The organism is Flavobacteriaceae bacterium HL-DH10 (assembly GCA_031826515.1).
Classification (GTDB): Bacteria; Bacteroidota; Bacteroidia; order Flavobacteriales; family Flavobacteriaceae; genus Thalassobellus; species Thalassobellus suaedae.
In genome coordinates this window covers 3,426,665-3,448,594 of the sequence record CP134536.1, presented here as the reverse complement: position 1 = coordinate 3,448,594, position 21,930 = coordinate 3,426,665, and the positions used below count along the sequence as shown (strand labels likewise).

14 protein-coding genes and 1 pseudogene are annotated in these 21,930 nt (G+C 31.2%); 5 read left to right on the top strand and 10 right to left on the bottom strand.

Annotated elements, in window-relative coordinates:
- Positions 1-116 precede the first annotated feature (116 nt).
- Positions 117-2,008: pseudogene (gene yidC, locus RHP49_14590) on the bottom strand (membrane protein insertase YidC).
- A gap of 92 nt (positions 2,009-2,100) precedes the next feature.
- A complete protein-coding gene (locus RHP49_14585; GenBank protein WNH12109.1) occupies positions 2,101-3,741 on the bottom strand; it encodes a CTP synthase in 1,641 nt (546 codons plus the stop codon).
- Between the two features lie 253 nt (positions 3,742-3,994).
- On the opposite strand from RHP49_14585, the gene RHP49_14580 reads away from it, so the two are divergent.
- A complete protein-coding gene (locus RHP49_14580; protein WNH12108.1) occupies positions 3,995-4,420 on the top strand; it encodes an HIT family protein in 426 nt (141 codons plus the stop codon).
- A 162-nt stretch (positions 4,421-4,582) separates the two neighbouring features.
- Entirely contained in the window at positions 4,583-5,368 is a 786-nt protein-coding gene (locus tag RHP49_14575) for a DUF1796 family putative cysteine peptidase (protein WNH12107.1), read from the top strand.
- Here RHP49_14575 and RHP49_14570 read toward each other — a convergent pair whose 3' ends face one another.
- The 5 genes from RHP49_14570 to bshC all read right to left on the bottom strand — a co-directional run bounded on the left by RHP49_14570 (position 5,369) and on the right by bshC (position 12,423).
- Entirely contained in the window at positions 5,369-5,596 is a 228-nt protein-coding gene (locus tag RHP49_14570; GenBank protein WNH12106.1) for a DUF3820 family protein, read from the bottom strand.
- 3 nt (positions 5,597-5,599) lie between these two features.
- Positions 5,600-7,537 (bottom strand): LysM peptidoglycan-binding domain-containing protein, encoded by a 1,938-nt coding sequence (locus RHP49_14565; protein ID WNH12105.1) that lies wholly within the window; start codon positions 7,535-7,537, stop codon positions 5,600-5,602.
- A gap of 306 nt (positions 7,538-7,843) precedes the next feature.
- Positions 7,844-9,379: a glutamine-hydrolyzing GMP synthase gene (guaA, locus tag RHP49_14560; GenBank protein WNH12104.1), complete on the bottom strand. Its 1,536-nt coding sequence runs from the start codon at positions 9,377-9,379 to the stop codon at positions 7,844-7,846.
- 62 nt (positions 9,380-9,441) lie between these two features.
- The gene (locus RHP49_14555) at positions 9,442-10,815 is read right to left on the bottom strand and encodes an aminotransferase class V-fold PLP-dependent enzyme (protein ID WNH12103.1); all 1,374 of its coding nucleotides are present in this window, start codon (positions 10,813-10,815) and stop codon (positions 9,442-9,444) included.
- A gap of 3 nt (positions 10,816-10,818) precedes the next feature.
- Complete coding sequence (gene bshC, locus RHP49_14550) at positions 10,819-12,423, bottom strand: bacillithiol biosynthesis cysteine-adding enzyme BshC (GenBank protein ID WNH12102.1); 1,605 nt, start codon at positions 12,421-12,423, stop codon at positions 10,819-10,821.
- Positions 12,424-12,693: 270 nt separating this feature from the next.
- Between bshC and RHP49_14545 the strand changes: the two genes are divergently transcribed.
- The 3 genes from RHP49_14545 to RHP49_14535 all read left to right on the top strand — a co-directional run bounded on the left by RHP49_14545 (position 12,694) and on the right by RHP49_14535 (position 17,417).
- Positions 12,694-14,223 carry a phosphatase gene (locus RHP49_14545; protein ID WNH12101.1) on the top strand — a complete coding sequence of 510 codons (1,530 nt, stop codon included), beginning with the start codon at positions 12,694-12,696 and terminating at the stop codon, positions 14,221-14,223.
- Positions 14,224-14,229: 6 nt separating this feature from the next.
- Positions 14,230-16,038 carry a cytochrome c peroxidase gene (locus tag RHP49_14540; protein ID WNH12100.1) on the top strand — a complete coding sequence of 603 codons (1,809 nt, stop codon included), beginning with the start codon at positions 14,230-14,232 and terminating at the stop codon, positions 16,036-16,038.
- Positions 16,039-16,148: 110 nt separating this feature from the next.
- Positions 16,149-17,417, top strand: coding sequence for a carboxypeptidase-like regulatory domain-containing protein (locus tag RHP49_14535; GenBank protein WNH12099.1), 1,269 nt, complete (start codon positions 16,149-16,151; stop codon positions 17,415-17,417).
- Positions 17,418-17,433: 16 nt separating this feature from the next.
- On the opposite strand, the gene bshA is transcribed toward RHP49_14535, so the two are convergent.
- The 3 genes from bshA to RHP49_14520 all read right to left on the bottom strand — a co-directional run bounded on the left by bshA (position 17,434) and on the right by RHP49_14520 (position 21,799).
- Complete coding sequence (bshA, locus tag RHP49_14530; protein ID WNH12098.1) at positions 17,434-18,570, bottom strand: N-acetyl-alpha-D-glucosaminyl L-malate synthase BshA; 1,137 nt, start codon at positions 18,568-18,570, stop codon at positions 17,434-17,436.
- Positions 18,571-18,575: 5 nt separating this feature from the next.
- Positions 18,576-21,494 (bottom strand): glycoside hydrolase family 3 N-terminal domain-containing protein, encoded by a 2,919-nt coding sequence (locus RHP49_14525; GenBank protein ID WNH12097.1) that lies wholly within the window; start codon positions 21,492-21,494, stop codon positions 18,576-18,578.
- A 125-nt stretch (positions 21,495-21,619) separates the two neighbouring features.
- A complete protein-coding gene (locus RHP49_14520; protein WNH12096.1) occupies positions 21,620-21,799 on the bottom strand; it encodes a hypothetical protein in 180 nt (59 codons plus the stop codon).
- Between the last annotated feature and the right edge of the window lie 131 nt (positions 21,800-21,930).

Below are 21,930 nucleotides of genomic sequence, written 5' to 3'. Positions count from 1 at the left end.
CAGATTATGGTCTATAACTACAAATTATAAACGAAATTATTATTTTCAAATTGCATATAACAAAAAAGCTGCCATTTAATATTAATGACAGCTTTTTTAAAAATTTACAACCGTAATTATTTACGTTTTTTCTGTGCTTGTTTTTGTTGTTCTGCCTGCTCCATCATATCTGCCATTTTCTTTTGAAACTTATTCTGCTTTTTAGGCTGCTTCTTTTTCTCTTGAATTTGAGCATGAATTTTATCTTCATCAAGAATATAATTCTTAATAACCAAGATAATTCCAATACTAATTAAGTTAGATATAAAGTAATACAAACTTAATCCAGAAGCATAGTTATTAAAGAAAAACAACATCATTATTGGTGAAAAGTACATCATATACTTCATCATTTTACCCATATCTGGCATCCCCTCTTGTTGCGGTTGTGCTTGCATGTTTTGCCCCGTTGTTAAACGCATATAGAAGAAAATTGCTATAGATGCTAATAACGGAAATAAACTCACATGATCGCCATAAAAAGGAATTTTAAATGGTAAGTTAGCTATGGTGTCATACGATGATAAATCTTCTGCCCATAAGAAACTTTTCTGTCTTAAATCAAATGCCGATGGGAAAAACTGAAATAGCGCATAAAACACAGGTAACTGTATTAAAGCTGGTAAACACCCAGCCATAGGACTTGCTCCTGCCTTAGTTTGCAACGCCATAGTTTCTTGTTGCGCTTTCATTTTATTGTCTTTGTGCTTTTCGCGAATAGCATCTAATTCTGGTTTTAGAATTTTCAATTTTGCTTGCGACAAGAACTGTTTATATTGTACAAAGGACATTAATAATTTTATAGAAATAGTCATAACTATAATGGCTATTCCGTAAGGTAAAAATCCGCCTAAAAATGCGAAAAAAGGCATAAATAAGTATCGGTTAATAAAACCAAAAATACCCCAACCAAAAGGCACTATTTCATCTAAATTTCTATTATAAGCATTTAATGTTTTGTACTCATTAGGCCCATAATACCAATCCATGGTTTGGTTAATTTCTCCACCTTGTAATTCTAATGGAATAGATGCTGAGAAATTTTTAGTATAAAGCGTATCGATATCTTCATCTTCTACTAAATTCTCTGCTTTTATATTTGCCTTTTTAAAAGGTGTATCTGTTAATAATACTGAAGAAAAGAAATGTTGTTTAAACCCAATCCAAGACACATCTTCTATATCCTCATCGGCATCTCTGGCTCCTGTGTAATCGTCTTTTTCTGCTTCGTAAGCATAATGTATATCCGTATATCTATTTTCATAAGAAATACTTTTTGCATGACGATATCCTTTAAGATTCCAGTCTAAATTAATAGCTTGAGACGCGTTTATTACATCGCCTAAACCTTGAGAGCGGATGGTAAAATCCATCATATAATCACCTTCTTTTAACTCATAGCGATATTCTAAATACTTACTTTCTGATGCTTTTAGCTTCATAGAAACCACAGTAACATCACCAGTTTTAGTAACAGATGGAATAAAAGGCAAATCTTTAGTATTTAAAATTCGGCTATTTGTCGTACCAAAATTAATATTGAAAGATGCATTATTATCTTTTATTAAATAAATAGGAACAGAATCGTAATTTACAAACTGTTTTAGCTTTACTTCCGAAAGATACCCCCTTTATTACTGAACTTTAAAGCCAATAAATCACTTTCAACTACGGTTTCTTCATTAGAAGAATGCATTGCTGAATAAGCAAAAGCACCTAATTTATTTTTTAATTTAATTTGTTGAAGAGAATCTACATTAGAACCGACTAAAAAATCATCGGTGGTTACAACTTTTGTTTGCTCTTGTGCTTTATTCTTTTGCTCTGCCTCTACCTGCTCTTGTTTCGCTTTTTCTTGAGCTTCAAGTTCTTCTGGTGTTGGCTGATTTTGCCAAAGCATGTAAGCTAAAATTCCGAAAATAAGTACAAAACCTATTATAGAATTAATGTCTAATTTCTTTTCTTCCATGTATTTCAAATTTTAGACCTGTTAAGTCTTATAAACCTAACAGGTCCTTTAAATATATATAATGATGTGTTTAGTCAAAAATGTGTCCAATTTTAATTTTGTGACATTCTGACATTTGCATGCTTCTTTTTATAAGTTAATGCGGCCTTAACAAAGGCTACAAATAATGGATGTGGATTGGCCACCGTACTTTTATATTCAGGGTGATATTGTACACCTACAAACCAAGGATGCTCAGGAATTTCTACAATTTCTACTAATCCTGTATCCGGATTTAAACCTGTAGCTAATAAGCCTGCCGCTTCCATTTGCTCTTTATAATTACCATTAAACTCGTAACGGTGTCTATGGCGTTCTTTAATACTTTCAGCTTTATAAATATCGCGAACAACACTTCCTATTTTTAAATCACAATCCCAGGCTCCTAAACGCATCGTACCTCCTTTGTCTGTAATTGTTTTTTGGTCTTCCATCAAATCAATCACTGGATTACTTGTATTTTCATCCATTTCAGTAGAATTTGCATCTTCAATTTTTAAAACATTTCTAGCAAACTCTATAACTGCCATTTGCATTCCTAAACAAATTCCTAAAAACGGAATATTGTTTTCACGCACAAATTTAACAGCAGTTATCTTTCCTTCTATACCACGTTCTCCAAAACCAGGAGCCACTAAAACAGCATCTAAATGCCCAAGTTTTAGCTTAATATTATCATCATTCAAATATTCGGAATGTACAGATTCAATCTCAACTTTAACTTCATTCTCTGCCCCTGCATGAATAAAAGCTTCTAAAATAGATTTATAAGAATCTTGTAATTCTACATATTTACCAATTAATCCAATAGTAACAGTAGTTTTTGGATTTTTATAACGGTGAACAAATTTATTCCATCTAGAAATATCTGGTAACGAACTATTTAAAGCTAATTTTTTAAGAACTACTTTATCTAAACCTTCTTCTAACATTAAATTTGGCACATCATATATAGTGGATGCATCAATAGATTGTATAACAGCTTCTTCCTTAACATTGCAAAATAAAGCTAGTTTTTTACGTAAATCTTTTGGTAAATTGTGTTCTGTTCTACACACTAAAATATCGGCTTGCACACCACTCTCCATAAGTGTTTTAACACTATGTTGAGTTGGTTTGGTTTTTAGTTCTCCAGCAGCAGATAAATAAGGTACTAATGTTAAGTGAATAACGATCCCATTATCTTCTCCTAAATCCCAACGCAATTGTCGAACAGCTTCTATGTATGGCAAAGATTCTATATCACCAACTGTTCCTCCTATTTCGGTAATAATGATATCATAATCACCAGATTTACCTAAAATTTGAATACGTTCTTTAATTTCGTCTGTAATATGAGGTACTACTTGTACAGTCTTTCCTAAAAACTCTCCACGTCGTTCTTTTTCAATTACACTTTGGTAAATACGACCTGTGGTTACATTATTAGCTTGACTGGTAGGCACGTTTAAAAAACGTTCGTAATGCCCTAAATCTAAATCAGTTTCAGCACCATCTTCTGTTACATAACACTCTCCGTGTTCGTAAGGATTTAATGTTCCTGGATCTACATTTATGTATGGATCTAATTTTTGAATGGTAACTCTATATCCTTGAGCTTGTAATAGCTTAGCTAGAGATGCTGCTATAATACCTTTTCCTAATGAAGATGTAACCCCACCGGTTACAAATATATATTTTGCTGTATGTGTCATGTTGCGCTTATAAACGCAGGCAAATTTACAAAATTAAAACAGTTATTCCCGAATAAGTTTTTAGTTATTTATCGTTAGTTTTTAACAATAGAAACGTAAGAATATTAGCAGTTTATTAGTTTGTCTTTTAATTTAATTCACTACTTTAGTTTAGCTTTCAGTTTTGGTTAATCAAAGCCTCTGTATTGAGCTATTATACGTTATACCAGCAGAATAAGCAATTAATAAATTCTCTAAAGAAAAAAATATTATTATGTCAACACCTATTTCCGAATGTTTATATTGTCAAAACAATGACACATTACATAGTTTAATGATTAAAATATGTGACTTAAAAGTATCTCAACTGTTTTTATTTAAAGAACAATCCTATTTTGGTCGCTGCAATGTAGTTTATAATAATCATGGTGTTGAATTTCATGAATTAAGTAATGAGGAGCGCAATGCTTTTATGAAAGATGTAGCAACTGTAGGAAAAGCTATTACCGAAGCTTTTAACCCAACAAAGGTTAACTACGGCGCTTATTCAGATACGCTATCACATTTACACATGCACATTGTACCAAAATATAAAGACGGATATAAATTTGGTGGTGTTTTTGAAATGAATCCCCAAAAAAGTATGCTTTCAGATGCTGAATATTTCGAAATTATTGAAAAAATAAAATCGAAACTATAATAATAGCTTAGACTTAACATGAAATTGTTTTATAGGTTTCATGTCTATTTATTATATCAGATTTAACTCCTTCTGAATTTCCAATGAAGGACACAAGTGAATTTAATATGTTCACAAACTTCAAAAATTATTTATATTGCATTTAATAAAACAAATAACCTTTTGAAATTATTTAAAAAAGCTATTCGGTCTATAAACAAACTTAAAAGAAAGCCTCTAACACTAATAGATCAGGATTTATTGATTGAAGCTAGTACGATAAGCAATAAAATTAATGTTTGGTTAGGTAATGAAATACATGAAAACATATCATTTGGAGAAAACTGTAATACCTCTACATATTTAAAAAAAACATCTAATAAAAATGCTTCTTACCCGTTTGATTGGATATTTTCTTCTCCCGAAATTATTTTACATGCGATAAAAGATGATTTTAAATCATTTCTAGATAAAGACCAAATTTTTCAAGTAAATAAAAAAAAAGCAGGACACCGCTTTTATCATTCAAGGATGTTTAATCATAGAAGTCCTCTAACATCTGATGAAGATTATAACTACTATGTTAGAGCTGTGAATAGACTGAGACTTGTTTTAGAAAACCAAGAACATAGTGTATTTGTTATCACAGTAATAAATGAACCAGAAAAGAGATTAGATTGGAGTAACGGATTTGATATGGAAATAGAAAAACCAATTCATCAATCGTTAGAAAGTTTTAACCCCTTAGTTTCATATGTTAAAAAGACAAATCCTAATTCTAAATTTCTGTTTTTAAGTCAGATTACCGAAAACAAACCCAGCATCAATTTAAGTTATATGGATGACACCATGCTATGGGTAGATTTTACATCTCAAGGATCTTGTTCTGGCACAAAATATAGAGATAGAATTGACGATACTATTGCGAAAATTATTTTTCAAGGTTTAAACAATAGACCTATTAAATAATTATTTAGGATACTGCTTTTTAATATTCCTAATCAACTCTTCTAAACCATTTAATTTAAGCTCGTAAACCTGTTTAAGCATATCGCCTAACTTTCCTTTTGGAAACCCTTTTTGATTATACCAAACCACATAATACTCAGGTAAATCTATTAGATAACGGTCTTTGTACTTACCAAAAGGCATTTTAGTATGTGCCAAAGTTATAAGGAATTGTTTGTCTGGAATCATAGCCTATTGTTTAACCTCAACAATAGCTAAATCGTCATATTTTACTAAATAAACAGTATCGTTATAATACCCTCCATAGAGTTTCTTTTTGTAAGCAAACTTATTTTCAACATACTCTGTTAGTTGTGCATTGTTTACAGAAGCATATAAATCTTCGGAAGACACCAAGCGCAATACAACATCCATTGTTAAATCGAAACCTTTTACCGCCCATTTATTAGGTGTGATATCATATAAACGGCTGTAGTTTTTTACAAAAGTATTGTTATCAGTTTCATTATAAGCTTTTGTACTACTCGCAAAATGAAATTGAAGTTTTGATAAATGTTCGTTTGAAACCTCATCACCTTCAAATGCTGCATTTTTATTGGTAGTAACCAAAATAATATCGATAGCTTCTAAATTTTCTTCTTTATTTTCCTCTTGAATTAAAGAAGCCAAAACACTGGTAACATTAGATACAAAACCAGAATTTTCGGTTTCTAAAAACACAATATTCGCCCCAGGTTTTAATACATCTTTTATATCATCAACAGATACATAATACGCATCCTTTCCAGTTTCCTTATCCTTTCTAGATTCTATTAAAGAAGCAAAATTAAATTCACGTTTAATGCTATTAGCCACTTCTCGATTTTTAGTATCTGAAATAGCTATAATATGTTTAACTAAGGTATCTGTTCTTACATAATTTATAATCTTACTTTTTAATAAATCATCAGAAGGTCTAGATTGAAATACATTATCATACAATTTTAAATTTGTTCCTATAGGAGATATTATCGGCACATGATATTGACGTAATTCTGAAGCTGCCTTATCAAAACTAAGAGACGTTAAAGGTCCTATAACAGCATTTACATCTTCAAAATTATTGTCCGCGATGATTCTAGCCACCTCACTTTCTTGCCTTTTAGTATCATACACATCAACTTTTAGAGAAATACCTAATTTTTTTAACGAATCAATGGCTATTAATACACCTGAATGAAAATCTAATGATGCATTTAAATAAGGGTCGTTTTTAATACTACGTTTAGTATCGGCTACTGAATCGAAATCAACACGACTCAATCTAAAAGGTAACATTACAGCAATATGTTTAGAACTGAAATCTGCAATACTATCTGCTAAATTAATTCTACTAGAATCTACTTCAATAATGCCATTTGCTAAGTTAGAATATGGTATTTTTAAAATCATCCCTTTTTTCAATCCTGTTTCTTTCAAATCTGGATTTAAGGCTTCTAACTGAGACTGCTCTAAACCTAATTTAAGCTTTAGCCTATAAAAACCTTCTTTGGGTAATACTTTGTAATAACTATATTGTTCGTCCACTACTTTTTCTTCAGTATCATCAAGATTTGGAACGTTAATTTCCTGTCCTTCTTTTAACACATCACCCATTTCTGGATTTAATAATTCAAGTTCTTCCAGAGTTATTCCAAACTTGTAGGCAATTCGCCATTTGCCTTCTTTAGGCAATACTATATATGTTTTAGTGGCTGTGTTTTCTTCTACAACTTCAGTAGTTTTGAATCTAGGAATTTGAAGTTTATCACCTTTTCTTAGTGGATTTGCATATAAAAACTTATTATATTTTTTTATATCATCTTCACTTACATTATATAATTTAGACAAACTATATAATGTCTCTTTCTTTTTAGTTCTATGATTTTTAAAGCCCTGTAATTCTTTTACAATACTAACTTTCGGCTTATTTGCTTTAGAAATAGGGATTATTAAAACGGTATTTGGTTTTAATCCTTTCTTTGCATCTGGATTTAGACTATAAATATCGAAAGGCGTTACATAATAACGTTTCGCTATACCTTCTATGGTTTCTCCTTTTTTAACTTGATGGGTGCTAAAGTTTTGTGCATTTACTGTATTAAAACTAAATAACAGTACTAAACATAAAACGGAAAAAAATTTAATCATCTAATTGTTTTTTTTTATTGCGTTAGAGATAGCAGTCTTTTCGACTGCGCACACAGGATGAACGTATCCTTTTATTTTTTATACTATATAAATACATATAGCGTGCCAAAAAAACAAAAGACAAAACGAACAGTCATCCAAATATTTTAAGTTGACTTATTTATATACGTTCATTTTGTAAAAATAAGTCAACTTATATATAATAAATATATTTTATAAATACTTGAACGCTCAAACACTTTCAATAAAAGTAATTGAAGTACTATACTTTATAAGACTCAGAACAGATTAAAAAGTCACGATTGTTTATTCCCACTCAATAGTTGCTGGTGGCTTAGAACTAATATCGTAAACTACTCTATTAACGCCTTTTACTTTATTTATTATATCGTTTGATGTTTTTTGAAGAAACTCATAAGGTAAGTTTACCCAATCAGCAGTCATTCCATCTGTACTTTCTACAGCTCTAAGTGCAACGCATTTTTCATAAGTACGCTCATCGCCCATAACACCAACACTGTTAACAGGTAGTAACATAGCGCCTGCTTGCCATACTTTATCGTACAGTCCCCATTCTTTTAATCCGTTAATAAAAATAGCATCAACTTCTTGAAGCATGGTTACTTTTTCGGCAGTAATATCTCCTAAAATACGAATTCCTAATCCTGGTCCTGGAAATGGATGACGACCTAAAAGTTCTGGGTCGATTCCTAAAGTTGCACCAACACGTCTTACTTCATCTTTAAAAATAGCACGAAGTGGCTCTACAATTTTAAGTTTCATAAAATCAGGTAATCCACCAACATTATGATGACTTTTAATAGTTGCCGAAGGGCCTCCTGTTGCAGAAACACTCTCAATAACATCTGGATAAATAGTGCCTTGAGCTAACCATTTAACATCTTCTAACTTATGGGCTTCATCATCAAAAACTTCAATAAATGCATTACCAATGGCTTTACGTTTTTTCTCAGGATCTTCAATACCTTTTAAAGCCTCTAAAAAACGGCCAGAAGCATCAACGCCTTTTACGTTAAGCCCCATACCTTCATATTGATTCAATACACTTTGAAATTCGTTTTTACGAAGTAATCCGTTATTAACGAAAATGCAATATAAATTTTTGCCAATAGCTTTATTTAGAAGTACTGCTGCTACTGTAGAATCTACACCTCCCGATAACCCTAAAACAACTTTATCATCTCCTACTTTTTCTTGAATAGCGGCTACCGTTTCTTCAACAAATGAATCTGGTGTCCAATCTTGATGTAAACCTGCTATTTTTACTAAAAAGTTTTCTAATAATTGTTTTCCATCAGTTGAATGATAAACTTCTGGATGAAACTGAATAGCATAAGTTGTCTCGCCTTCTATTTTATAAGCTGCATTTTCAACATCATTGGTACTTGCTACTAATACACCATTGGTTGGTAATTCTTTAATAGTATCGCTATGACTCATCCAAACTTGGCTTCCTTCATTTATATTAGTAAAGAAAGGCTCATTACTTTTTATAAATGACAAATTAGCACGACCATACTCTCGTGTATTTGATGGCGCTACATTACCTCCAGAAAAGTGGGCTAAATATTGTGCGCCGTAACACACTGCAAGTATTGGTTTTTTTCCACGAATTTCAGATAAATCTGGATGTAACGCGTCTTCCCCTCTTACAGAGTTTGGACTACCAGAAAGTATAACAGCTTTATAGCTTTCTATATTGGTTGGAATTTTATTAAATGGGTGTATTTCGGAATATATGTTGAGTTCTCTAACTCTACGGGCAATAAGTTGTGTGTATTGCGATCCGAAGTCTAAAATTAATACCTTGTCATGTTGCATGCGCAAAAATAGTAATTGATTTTATATTGACGAATTTGGACTCATTATTTTTTTGATAATTTTTATTTCATAGAATCTAAAATCATTTCAATGTCTTTTTCGGTGGTGTCTGGATTAATAAAACAAAAACGAGATACTGTTTCAAAAGTATCACCATTTTTCCATTTAGTTGGTGTTACTAAAGCAAAACCTTTTTTATGATTCTCATAAGTCCAATGCGTGTAATCCTCAGGCTTCCAACCTATTCTTCTATATAAAACACAAGATAAACTAGGGGTTCTTACTAATTCAACATTCGGATTTTCTTCAATCAACCTGCCTGCAATTTGAGCTAATTCAAGACCACGCTCTACAGCTTCTTTATATCTATCGGTACCATGCATGGCTAATGAAAACCAGAGAGGCAAACCTCTAACACGACGGGTTAATTGTATTTGATAATCGGTTGGATTAAATCCATGTGCGCCTTCATCTTTAAAAATATCTAAATAAGCCCCTTCTTGAGCATGTGCCTTTTTTGCTAATTCTGGTTGTTTATAAATAACGGCACCACAATCATAAGGTGAAAACATCCATTTATGAGGATCTATAGTGATGCTATCTGCTTTTTCAACACCATTAAATAAATGTCTTACAGAATCGGCCGCCAATGCACCGCCTCCATAAGCAGCATCAATATGAAACCATAAACTTTCTTTTTCACAAATTGTTGCAATACCATCTAAATCGTCTATAATACCTGCATTGGTAGTTCCTCCAGTTCCCACAACTGCAAATAAACGTTTACGTTGGTTAGGAGTTAATCCATCTATTTTACTTTGCAAAGCATCTGCATACATTTTATCTTCTGTTTCAACAAACAGCACATCTGCATCTACAACTTTTGCCATGGATTTAACAGAAGAATGCGCCCCAATAGAGGTGATAATCAATCCTTTTTCAACTTTATTTTGTTCATCTAAACTTCTCCAATACTCTCTTGCTGTAACAATTGCAGAAAGGTTTGCAGCCGTTCCTCCACTAGTAAACACTCCAAAAGCACCTTCTGGCATTCCTGTTAAAGACACAATCCACTTCATGGCTTCATTTTCACAAAAAATACCTCCTGCTCCTTCCATCCAATACGCGCCATGAATACTAGATACTGAAGTTACCAAATCGAACATAATAGATGCTCTTGTTGGAGAAGCAGGTACAAAAGCAAGATGTCTAGGGTGATCTATAGGCACATTAGCTTTCATTAAATGTTCTTTCCATAAATTAAAGGCAAACTCACCACCAATGCCTTTTTCGGTTATAGTCTCTCCTACTAAAGCTCTAAGCTCTTCTTCTTTTTTTGGTTTTCCTATTTTAGGATTCGTTTCAGAAATTCTATTAATAGCATATTTCATGACATCCATGGTCATTTCTACTAATTCAATATCTATTTTGTGCATTGATTATAATCTTATTATGATAAATTCACTTTTTAAAGGCTCTAGGTTTTCTATAAGTTTTGGAATTAATTGATTGCCATATTCCAAATAAAATTCCGAAAAATTAGTATTACGCTCTTGTAAACTTTGATTTGGGAATAACTCATTTTGAAGTTCTGTCATTCTTAAAACCTGATCTGAAAGTTTTCTTTTTTGTGCCTTTAACAAGCGTTTTTCAAGATTATCCAATCCTTTCAACTGCTTTACTTCTTGCGCTTTTACTGCTCCTATAAATGATTCATCCGTTTGTTCCGCTAGTTTATATAAACTTTGAAATTGTTGTACTAAATAATCTTTTTGTTCTGAAAAATCTATATCTATATTTGATATATCTCTAACTTTCTTATTAATAAAAGCATCACGTTTTAAAAAAACATCTTCATCAAGAATATTTAATTTTTGAAGTTTTTTAGATTGACTCTCTGATTGAATTAAAACCGAATTTCTTAAAAGCAATACTGGAAATGGCACATTCACTTTATTAAAAAACTGCTTTAATTGAAACCAATACGCTATTTCACCACCACCTCCAATATAACATAGGTTTGGTAAAATAACTTCTTGATACAAAGGACGCATAATCACATTAGGAGAAAACCTTTCTGGCATCTCATAAAGGTGGCTTAGTATGTCTCTCTTGCTCCAAACAATATCTGTATTAAGTACTTTATAAACACCATCTTCAAAAACGATACGTTCTCTTAAATTTTCTTTTAAATAAAATAAATTTATTTCTCGTGGGTTTACCTGAATACCATAAGGTTGATTTGGTAATTCATTAATTTTTTGAATCGTTTCAGATACGTTATTAAAAGATGTTTGATTTAGCAATTCATCTTCTATAAAAGGAATAAATTGCTTTTTTAAATCTTTATCATTAGCATCAATAATTACTAGTCCGTAATCTTTAAATAATTCATTAGCTAAAAAACGGGTGGCATCTGCTAAATTTTGATTCTTTACATAAGCATTTTCAAACAGTGTTTTTAAATAATTTGCGTTTTTGGTTGTCCCTAATTCTTTGGATAATAAATTAAAAACATCTTCTAATCCTTCTGTAGATAATTCTCCAACCGCTCCACTTGACGCTTTATTCCAATGGACTTTCTTTCCTTTAAAATTGAAATAATTTATTTCTTCAAAATCATGATCTTCTGTTGCCATCCAGTAAATAGGCACAAAATTAGATTCTGGGTACTTTTGTTTTAAGTCATTAGTTAAGTTTATTGTTGATACAATCTTATATAAAAAATAAAGCGGTCCTGTAAATAAATTTAGTTGATGCCCAGTTGTTATAGTAAATGTGTTTTCTAATTGTAAACGTTCAATATTTTGAAGTGCTAACTTAGAAGTATCAATATTCTGGTATTGTTTTTTTAAACATTCAACTAAAACAGTTCGTGATTCTAATTGAAATGACACTTGCTTTTCTTCTATCTGAAATTTAAAATTATCAAGATTAGGAAAATGATTGTAAAACGGTTTCAATTGAGGATTTTCATCTAAATAGTTACATATTAGTGATGAAAAATAACCTGTTTTAGAAAATGGAATATATTTTAACTGCATGTTTTATAATAATCCTGTAAATATACAGCTATTCTAATTTTTGAAATCTAAAAAATTCGTTAAGAATTCAATTTATACAACTAAAACAATAAATAGTAATCCCTAACTAACATCAAATTAAAAACACCCCTTTTATATTAACCTTAGCTTAATCTTATTAACCTTAGGATGACTCTAAGTTAATAAAAGCATCTTAATTACATAACAACGGTCTTTAAATCAAATTATAGTTTTGAAAAAAATTAACTAATCAAAAATTATAATTTTATTATGAAAAAATTACTTAAATTATTTCTATTACTTTTTGTTTTAACTTCACCTATTATCATCCTTGTTAGTTGTGACATTGAAGATGGAAAAGATGGTGTGAATGGTGTTAACGGAAAAGATGGAGTTGATGGGAAAGATGGAGTTGATGGAAAAGACTTTGCTCCAGCTGAATTCCCTTCTTTAACAGCTTCTAAAACTCCGCTTTTATTAAAAATTAATCCTGATTTTTCTTCTATTTCTGTAAGTCCTATTTTATCTTCTGAAGATGTTATTGAAGGCACTCCAGATTTCGTTTACGGATCTATGGCTGATGGTAATGGTTTATTGGCTGAAGCTGATGGCACTTTCACATTAATAAACAACATTGAGAATGATTACTCAATAGCTAGAATTAGATTAAATGAAAACTTACAACCTATACACGGAGAGTATATTGTAAATGCATTTGCCACAGCATATACGGCACAATGTTCTGGCACATTAATTACTCCAAGTGAACATGGTTTTGGACCATTATATCTTTCTGGAGGAGAATGGGGTGGCGCTTCAAAAGGTGTGTTTGCGACTAACCCATACAAATCTGCTGATAATGCAAGTTCTGCTACCATGCTGCCAGCATTGGGACAATGGTCTACAGAAAATGCAGTGCCAATTGGTAAAGATGCTTATTCAAACAAAACCGTTGTTTTTATTGGTGATGATCATTCTGACAATTCTGTTCCTTCTGGTCAATTAGGAATGTATGTTGGAAATAGAGGGGATTTAAGCAATGGTAAATTATATGGTTTAAGAGTAACTTCTGCTGGTGTAAATTTTGAAATGGACATGGCTGAAGGCATTGAATATGATGCTGATTTTGTTGAATTAGAAGAAACTGAAATTAGCTTATTAGATGCTGAAGCTAAAGCTAAAAACGTAATGGGATTCTCTAGATTAGAGGATATTGATTGGAGAAGAGGTTCTGCCGCAAACCAAAGAGAAATCTATTTTTGTGTTACAGGTCGTAATAAATCTGGCCTAGTTGGAAAAGGCTCTCTTTTAGGTCGCGTTTACAAAGTGGTATTAAACGATACAGATCCAACAGGTACTGCAAAAATCACCTGTGTATTAGATGCTGATAAAGCAGGTGGTAAAGCAGATGGTTTCCACTCTCCAGATAATATTGTAGTCACAGAAAATTATGCTTATATTCAAGAAGATCCTAACGGATATGCTTCTTTAAACCCAAATATTACTGGTTATGCTAAAATGTACCAATACAATTTAGCTACTGGAGATGTTAAAACCGTTTTAGAATGTGATCAAGATAATGCTGCAACTCAAGGATATGGGACAACAAGTAGAAACTGGGAAATTACAGGAATGACTGATATTACAGATGTAGTTAACAACGGAAAAAACACCTTCTTATTAATTACACAAAACCACGGATGGGAAAACATTGCGTTTACAGACCCAAAAGCAAATTCTGCAAATAATGCAGCAAAAGAAGGATCTGTTTTACACGTAATCACTGGTTTAGATAGATAAAACACCATGAATAACATCTTATTTTTAATAAGAGCAAAGACATATACTATAGGTATATGTCTTTTGCTTATAACAAGTATAGCCTGCAAAAAAGAATTAACAAAAACACAAGCAACCTCAACAAACAAAAGAATTGAAAGTTTATACACCAAAGAGTTAGACATTTGTATTAACTATCTTGATTCTTTATCGGCTTCAAAAAATATAAAAAACAACATTGATTTTTATAAAAAGGCTAGAGAACACTTTAAAACAATTGAACCTATTTTAGCTTTTACAGATCAAAATAATTATAAATCGTTAAATGCGCCTAACTTTTTACAAATTCAAGAAGAAGATCCTACTGACATAAAAATTAGAACCCCTTTTGGTTTTCAAGTCATTGAAGAGTTACTTTTTGCCCCAAAAACAGACCCTTTAAAAATTCATGAAATCGTTTCAATTACAAAAAGCAGGTTAAAATTGATTCGAAAAAACACACGTATCAACTTTAAAAATCACCATATTATTTGGTTAATAAGAAACCAAATAGTTAGAATAGCAACTACTGGAATAACGGGTTTTGACTCTCCTGTTTTAGGACAATCATTACTTGAATGCCAGTACACTTACAAAACATTAATTAACCTGCTTGATATATTTCAAGACCAATTTAAATCAAAACGAGTTTATACTGATTTAAAAAAGGCTTTTCAAACATCAATAAATCATTTAAATCATGATTTTGATAGTTTTGACAGATATGCGTTTATTAAAACAAATACAGATGCTCAATTAAAATTATTAGTTGAAGTTCAAAAAGATTGGAATGTAAATTTCCCGTTTGAAATGGCATTATCTAATACTATGACTTCTCTTTTTAGTCCAGATGCTTTAAATCTAAATTATTTTACTGATTTTAAAAGTGATACCATTAATTTAAAGCAAAAAGAATTCTTAGGTAAAAAGTTGTTTAATGATAAAATGCTTTCTAAAAATAATGATCTTGCTTGTGTTAGTTGCCATATTAAAGATAAAGCCTTTACCGATGGTAAAGCTGTATTTGATAATAGGCAAACTCGAAACTCGCCAACACTACCCTATTCGGCATATCAACAATTATATTTTATGGATGCGCGTTCGGGAAGTTTAGAAGGACAAATTGTAGGTGTAGCTAATAATCATAATGAGTTCAATTTACCTATGGATTCTATTGCTAATCGCATTAAAAATAATCCTGAATATAATAAGTTATTAGACTCTTTATATAATAATGCTAGATTTGAATTTAATATTAGACACGCTATAGCGTCTTATGTAAGAAGTTTAAATCCATTCAATTCAAAGTTTGATAATAATATAAATGATAAAAAAAGTTCTCTTTCCGTTAAAGAGAAAACAGGCTTTAATTTATTTATGGGAAAAGCAGCATGTGCCACGTGTCATTTCCCTCCATTATTTAACGGAACTGTTCCACCTAATTTTAATACTACCGAATTAGAAATAATTGGAGTTCCAGAAACTAAAGAAAATAAAATGCTCGATGATGATTTAGGTGGTTATTACCTATTTAATACTAAAGCAAGAAAAGGGGCTTTTAAAACTCCAACAATTCGTAATATAGAAAAAACAGCGCCTTACATGCATAATGGAGCATATACTACTTTAGAAGAAGTTATAGATTTTTATAATGATGGTGGTGGTGTAGGCTTAGGTTTCGATTTACCCCATCAAACCCTGCCATTCGATAATTTAGATTTATCTGAAGAAGAACAAACAAGCATCATAGCTTTTATGAAAACCTTAACGGATGAGGTTTACACAAACACAAAATAGCACACTCAAACACCTAAAAAGCAACCATTTATAGTTAATTTTAACTTAAAAAGCCTTACCTATGAGGCTTTTTTTGTATATTATATTCAAATCTCTAAAATCTAGAAATCATGAAAATTAATTATAATATTTTACTGACATCTCTCATGGTTTGTATGCTTTTATTATGCGGTACAAATTTTATTAACGGACAAGAAACATCTCATTTTTCTGAAATTAAAGGCACTGTAATCGATGAGTTATCTAAAAAACCTTTAGTGTTCTCTGATTTAGTAATAAATGATACAAACATTAGTACGGTTACAAATAATGATGGTGAATTTATCCTAAAAGTACCTCAAGAATTTTTGGATGGCACCTTAATTGTTTCATATTTAGGCTACGTGAAAAAAGAAATTAAAATTTCTAAAATAAATAATAAAATCAAAATAGCATTAATTCCTGCTATTACTGAATTAAATGAAGTTAGCATTTTAGCACTACCACCAAATGCTAAAGACTTAGTTATTGAAACATTAAGTAAGAAAAGCACCCTTTACAATAATAACAATACACTAATGACTGCTTTTTATAGAGAGACCATAAAAAAGAGACGAAAAAATGCCTCGTTATCTGAAGCTGTCGTAAAAATACACAAACAACCTTATAATAACTTAAGAAAAGACCATATAGAACTTATAAAAGCTAGAAAAAACACAGATTATACTAAACTAGATACTTTAGCTTTAAAATTACAAGGAGGTCCTTTTAGCAATTTATACGCCGACATAGTAAAATATCCAGAATTTATTTTTACAAAAGAAGATATAGAACTTTACGATTTTAGTTTTGGAGCACCCACAAGCATTAATAAAAAGCTCGTATACGTTATAAACTTTAAACAGAATAAAAACATAACAGAGCCCATGTATTATGGTAAACTTTACATTGATGCTAAAACCAAAGCACTTACTAATGCTGTTTATAATTTAAATGTTGAAAACAAAGAGCTTTCTAGTCAAATATTTGTTAGAAAGAAACCTAGAAAAGTAGATGTATATCCTATTGAAGCTTCGTATAAAGTTAACTACAGAATTCAAAATGATAAATGGCATTATGCTTACAGTAATATTTCACTAACTCTTAAAGTAAATTGGAAAGGCAAACTTTTTAACAGTATATATACTTTAAATAGTGAAATGGCTATAACAGATTGGGAAATTAGTAATACTAAATTTGCAAAAACAAGAGAAAACATTATTCGGCCTACTACTATTTTAACAGACGAAACTTCTGGTTTTTCTGATCCAGAATTTTGGGGAGAATATAATATAATTGAGCCTGAAAAATCAATTGAATCTGCAATTAAAAAAATCCAAAAGCAGCTGAAGCGCTCTTAAATTATAAAACAAAAAACTACAATACGAGGCATTTAGCTAAAGTATCTTCATAAATGGCTTCGTATTGTGGTACTATTTTATGCAAATCGTATTTTAAAGCTTCTTTTCTAGCACACTTTTTAAAAGTGCTTAAACGCTCTGAATCACTTAAAATATACAAGGCGTTTTTAGTCATATCTTCTATATCACCAACAGGACTTAAAAATCCCGAAACACCATGAATATTAACTTCGGGAATACCTCCTGTATTACTTGATATAACGGGTACACCAGATGCCATAGCTTCTAATGCCGCTAAACCGAAACTTTCGGTTTCAGAAGGCAATAAAAACAAATCACTAAAGCAAAGAATTTTATCAATTTCGTTACTTCTTCCAAAGAAAATTACTTTATCTAAAATACCCAATTCTTGACAACGAATTTCTATTTGTTCTCTATCTGGTCCCTCACCTACCAACATCAATTTTGCTGGCATTACTTTTTGAATGTTATAAAAAATAGAAATAACATCTTGCGCTCGTTTTACAGGTCTTAAATTACTAATGTGTGTAATAATTTTTTCATCATCATTCGCCATCATAGCACGTTGACAATCTGTAAAATGATGATTATATTTATCTAAATCTATAAAATTAGGTACAACAGAGATATCATTTTTTATATCGAACAAACGTATGGTATCCTCTTTTAAACTTTGTGAAACCGTAGTAACTGCATCCGATTTATTAATACTAAAAGTAACTGCTGGTTTGTAAAACGGATGACTTCCTACTAAAGTAATATCTGTACCATGTAATGTTGTGACTATAGGAATATGAACACCTTCTTCTTGCAACATCATTTTTGCCATATACGCTGCATAAGCATGAGGTATAGCATAATGTACATGCAAGATTTCAATTTTATGCAATTTCACCATATCTACCAATTTACTTGATAAAGCTAACTCATAAGGTTGATAATGAAATAAAGGATATTCAGGTACATTTACTTCATGATAATGTACATTATTACTTAACAACTCCAACCTTACAGGTTGGTTGTAGGTGATAAAATGGACTTCATGACCACGCTTAGAAAGCTCTAAGCCTAATTCTGTAGCAACAACGCCACTACCTCCAAATGTTGGATAACAAACAATACCTATCTTCATAATTATTAATCTTCAATCGCTTCATAAATTAAGCGTTGTATTTCTGTTCTAATATTTTTTTTTAACAATAAATTGTTTCCTGCCTTTGGATAGGTTCTATTTGCTAAAAACACATAAATAATATCTGCTTCTGGATCTGCCCAAGCATAAGTCCCTGTAAAACCAGAATGCCCAAAACTAGTCATAGATACACATCCACAAGTAGGGCCTTCATCACTTAATTGAGGCTTATCAAACCCAACTCCTCTTCTATTATTATCTTCACAAAAATAACACGTATTAAATTTATCAATAGTTTCCGATCTAAAATACCGTTTACCACCATAAATCCCTTTTTGTAAATACATTTGCATGATTTTAGCAACATCATTAGCATTACTAAAAACGCCTGCATGGCCACCTACACCATTTTGCATAGCAGCTCCCATATCATGAACATAACCATGAACTTCTTGATTTCTATAATAATCATCAACTTCCGTTGGCACAATTTTTTTATTACTTATGCGTCTATATGGATTATACATGGTATGATTAGCTCCTAAAGATTGATAAATATGCCCTTGCACTAATTCATCAAGTGTTTTGTCGTAATGTTTCTCAATAAATTTCTTTAAAATATAATAAGGAAAATCGCTATAACGATATCTTAAGGTTTCTAAAAGGTCTGAATCTTTAATTATTTTCTGTATAGAGTCCTGATAATCTGAACGTAAATACAAGTTTTTAGAGACTTCTATATTAAACTCATCACTGCGTTCACTTCTATAATATTTTTCACTTGGAAGCTTCGTTACACTATCTAAAGTATGATAATAAAAAGGCTCCCATGGTCTCAATCTTGCATAATGAGATAGCATGCGTTTTATAGTGATACTTTCTTTATTAGACCCTTTGTAATCAGGTAAAATTTCAGACAACTTATCGTCTAAAGAAACAATACCTTGTTCTTCTAATTCCATTAAAAGTGGTAAGGTTGCTAGTATTTTAGTTAAAGAGGCCACATCGTATATATCATCAAATAACACCTGCTCTTTTCCTTTATAGGTATGTTTTCCAAAACTCTTATTATAAATAACTTTGCCTTCTCTAGCCACTAAAAGCTGAATACCTGGTGTCATTTTTCTATTAACAGCCATTAGAGCAATAGAATCTATTTTATTTAATTTTTCCGAATTCATCCCCACACGTTCTGGTATGGTATACCCCAACCGTTTTATGGAGTAACTATCAATGCCATCGCCTACATTAAAATTAGCCCCAGCTGATACTGGTAAATGCCCTTTTGAAGCCAAAGCACCAAAAATAAGTTGCGCCGATTTCTCTTGAGCTATTTTACTGTTTTGATAACTAACAACAATACTTTCAATATTCTCAATAGTTTTTAAATCCATTAAAGCATAAGGTTTTGCAAAAACATCCAAAACTACAGTATGCGTTCTTGCTATTTCATATAACCATACAAGCTCTTTTTCTGTAAACTTATAACCTTTCCAAGGACTCGCATTCGATTTATGTAAACCAATTACAACCGTATTATATGTTTGTAAACGCCCCATTAAATCGTCTAAATTATCTGCTTTAATTTCATGAACTTTCATGTATTTTTTTAGTTCATTAAAAAATACAGATCCATCGTCGTCTCCCATTTTAACATAGGCCATAGTTTTTGTCTCTAATTGACGAAATGGCACTAAATCTCTATCATTTTTTACAACAGTAATAGCATTTTCTAATAACTCTTCATATAGCATATCATCTTTTAGTCTGTTTAAATCTTTAACCAAATTATGAATACCAATAGGTTCGTAATTATATAATCCCGCTTTATATTTTGCTTGAAGTACTTTTTTAACCGAATGCGACAAACGTGCTTCTGTGATATCGCCTTTATTATAAGCTTCAATAATTTTAGTAACTCCAACAGCAACATCTTTAGACATTAACATAACATCATTACCTGCTTTAAAGGCAGCCAAATCAATTGCACCAGTTTCATTAAAATCGGCTGCTCCTTTCATGTCAAGTGCATCAGTAAATATAAGGCCTTGAAACCCTAGTGAATCTTTTAAAATATCCGTCACAATATGCTTTGACAAGGATGATGGATAGCCTTCTCGTGGTTCTAAACTAGGTACATTTAAATGCGCGACCATCACACTAGAAAGTCCTTCTTTAATCAATTTTTTATAAGGATATAATTCTATAGAATCTATACGTTTTTCGTTGAAATTAATGGTTGGTAATGTTTTATGAGAGTCTTGATCGGTATCACCATGACCAGGAAAATGTTTGGCATTAGCTAACACACCAGCACTTTGCATCCCTTTCATAAAAGCTAATGCTTTTTCGGTAACGTTATCACGGTCTTCTCCAAAAGAACGATTTCCTATAATTGGGTTTAACGGATTGGTATTAATATCAACCACTGGAGCAAAATTAAAATGAACGCCTAAACGTTTACAATGCTCCCCTATTTGTCTTCCTGTTTCTTCTATAAGTTTATTATCTTTTATAGCACCTAATGTCATGTTCCAAGGAAAAGCATAAGTAGAATCTAAACGCATACTTAAACCCCATTCTGCATCCATTCCTATTAATAAAGGGATTTTAGAAAGCGTTTGTAATTCATTATTTAATTTAGCTTGTTTAACAGGACCGCCATTTGAATAAATAATACCGCCAATATGATGCGTGTTTATGAGTTTAATAATCTTATTTTTGGTAGCATTATCTTGATTAGACATAACCTGTACCATATACAATTGCCCCACCTTTTCTGGTAAAGTCATAGAGGCATAAACACTATCCACCCACTTTTTCTGAGACTCTGCATCAACGGTTTTTAGTGGATTCTCTGTTTTTTGAGCAACTACAGTAAGAGTTATAAAAAAAGAAAAAAGTATATATAAATTATGACGCATAAAAAAGTATTAGTTAAGCCTATTATTAGTATTCATTACAACATTAATAATCATGCCAAAATAATACTTTTAAAAAGAAGATTAAAAGACTTTAAGATAGATTTATAATAAGGTTGTAAACAAATTTAATCCATTTCAAACTTAAATCCCGCCGAAATAATACCAGCCGTTAAACCTGTATTTCTTTTGTAGTTAATGTATTTTAAATCGATACTTTTTAAACCAAACTTCGCAATATGCATTTTAGCAAAAATATCTGTATAACCTACACCAAATCCGTATTGATTGGCATTAAACTCAGACAAATTATAATCTGAAGTATAAAACTCATTAGTAGATCTGTGGTTTCTAAAACATGTTTTTCATATGTTGTTGAGAGAATACAGAAATACTTATTATAAAAATAAGAAGAAGGGTAAATGTTACTTTTTCTACA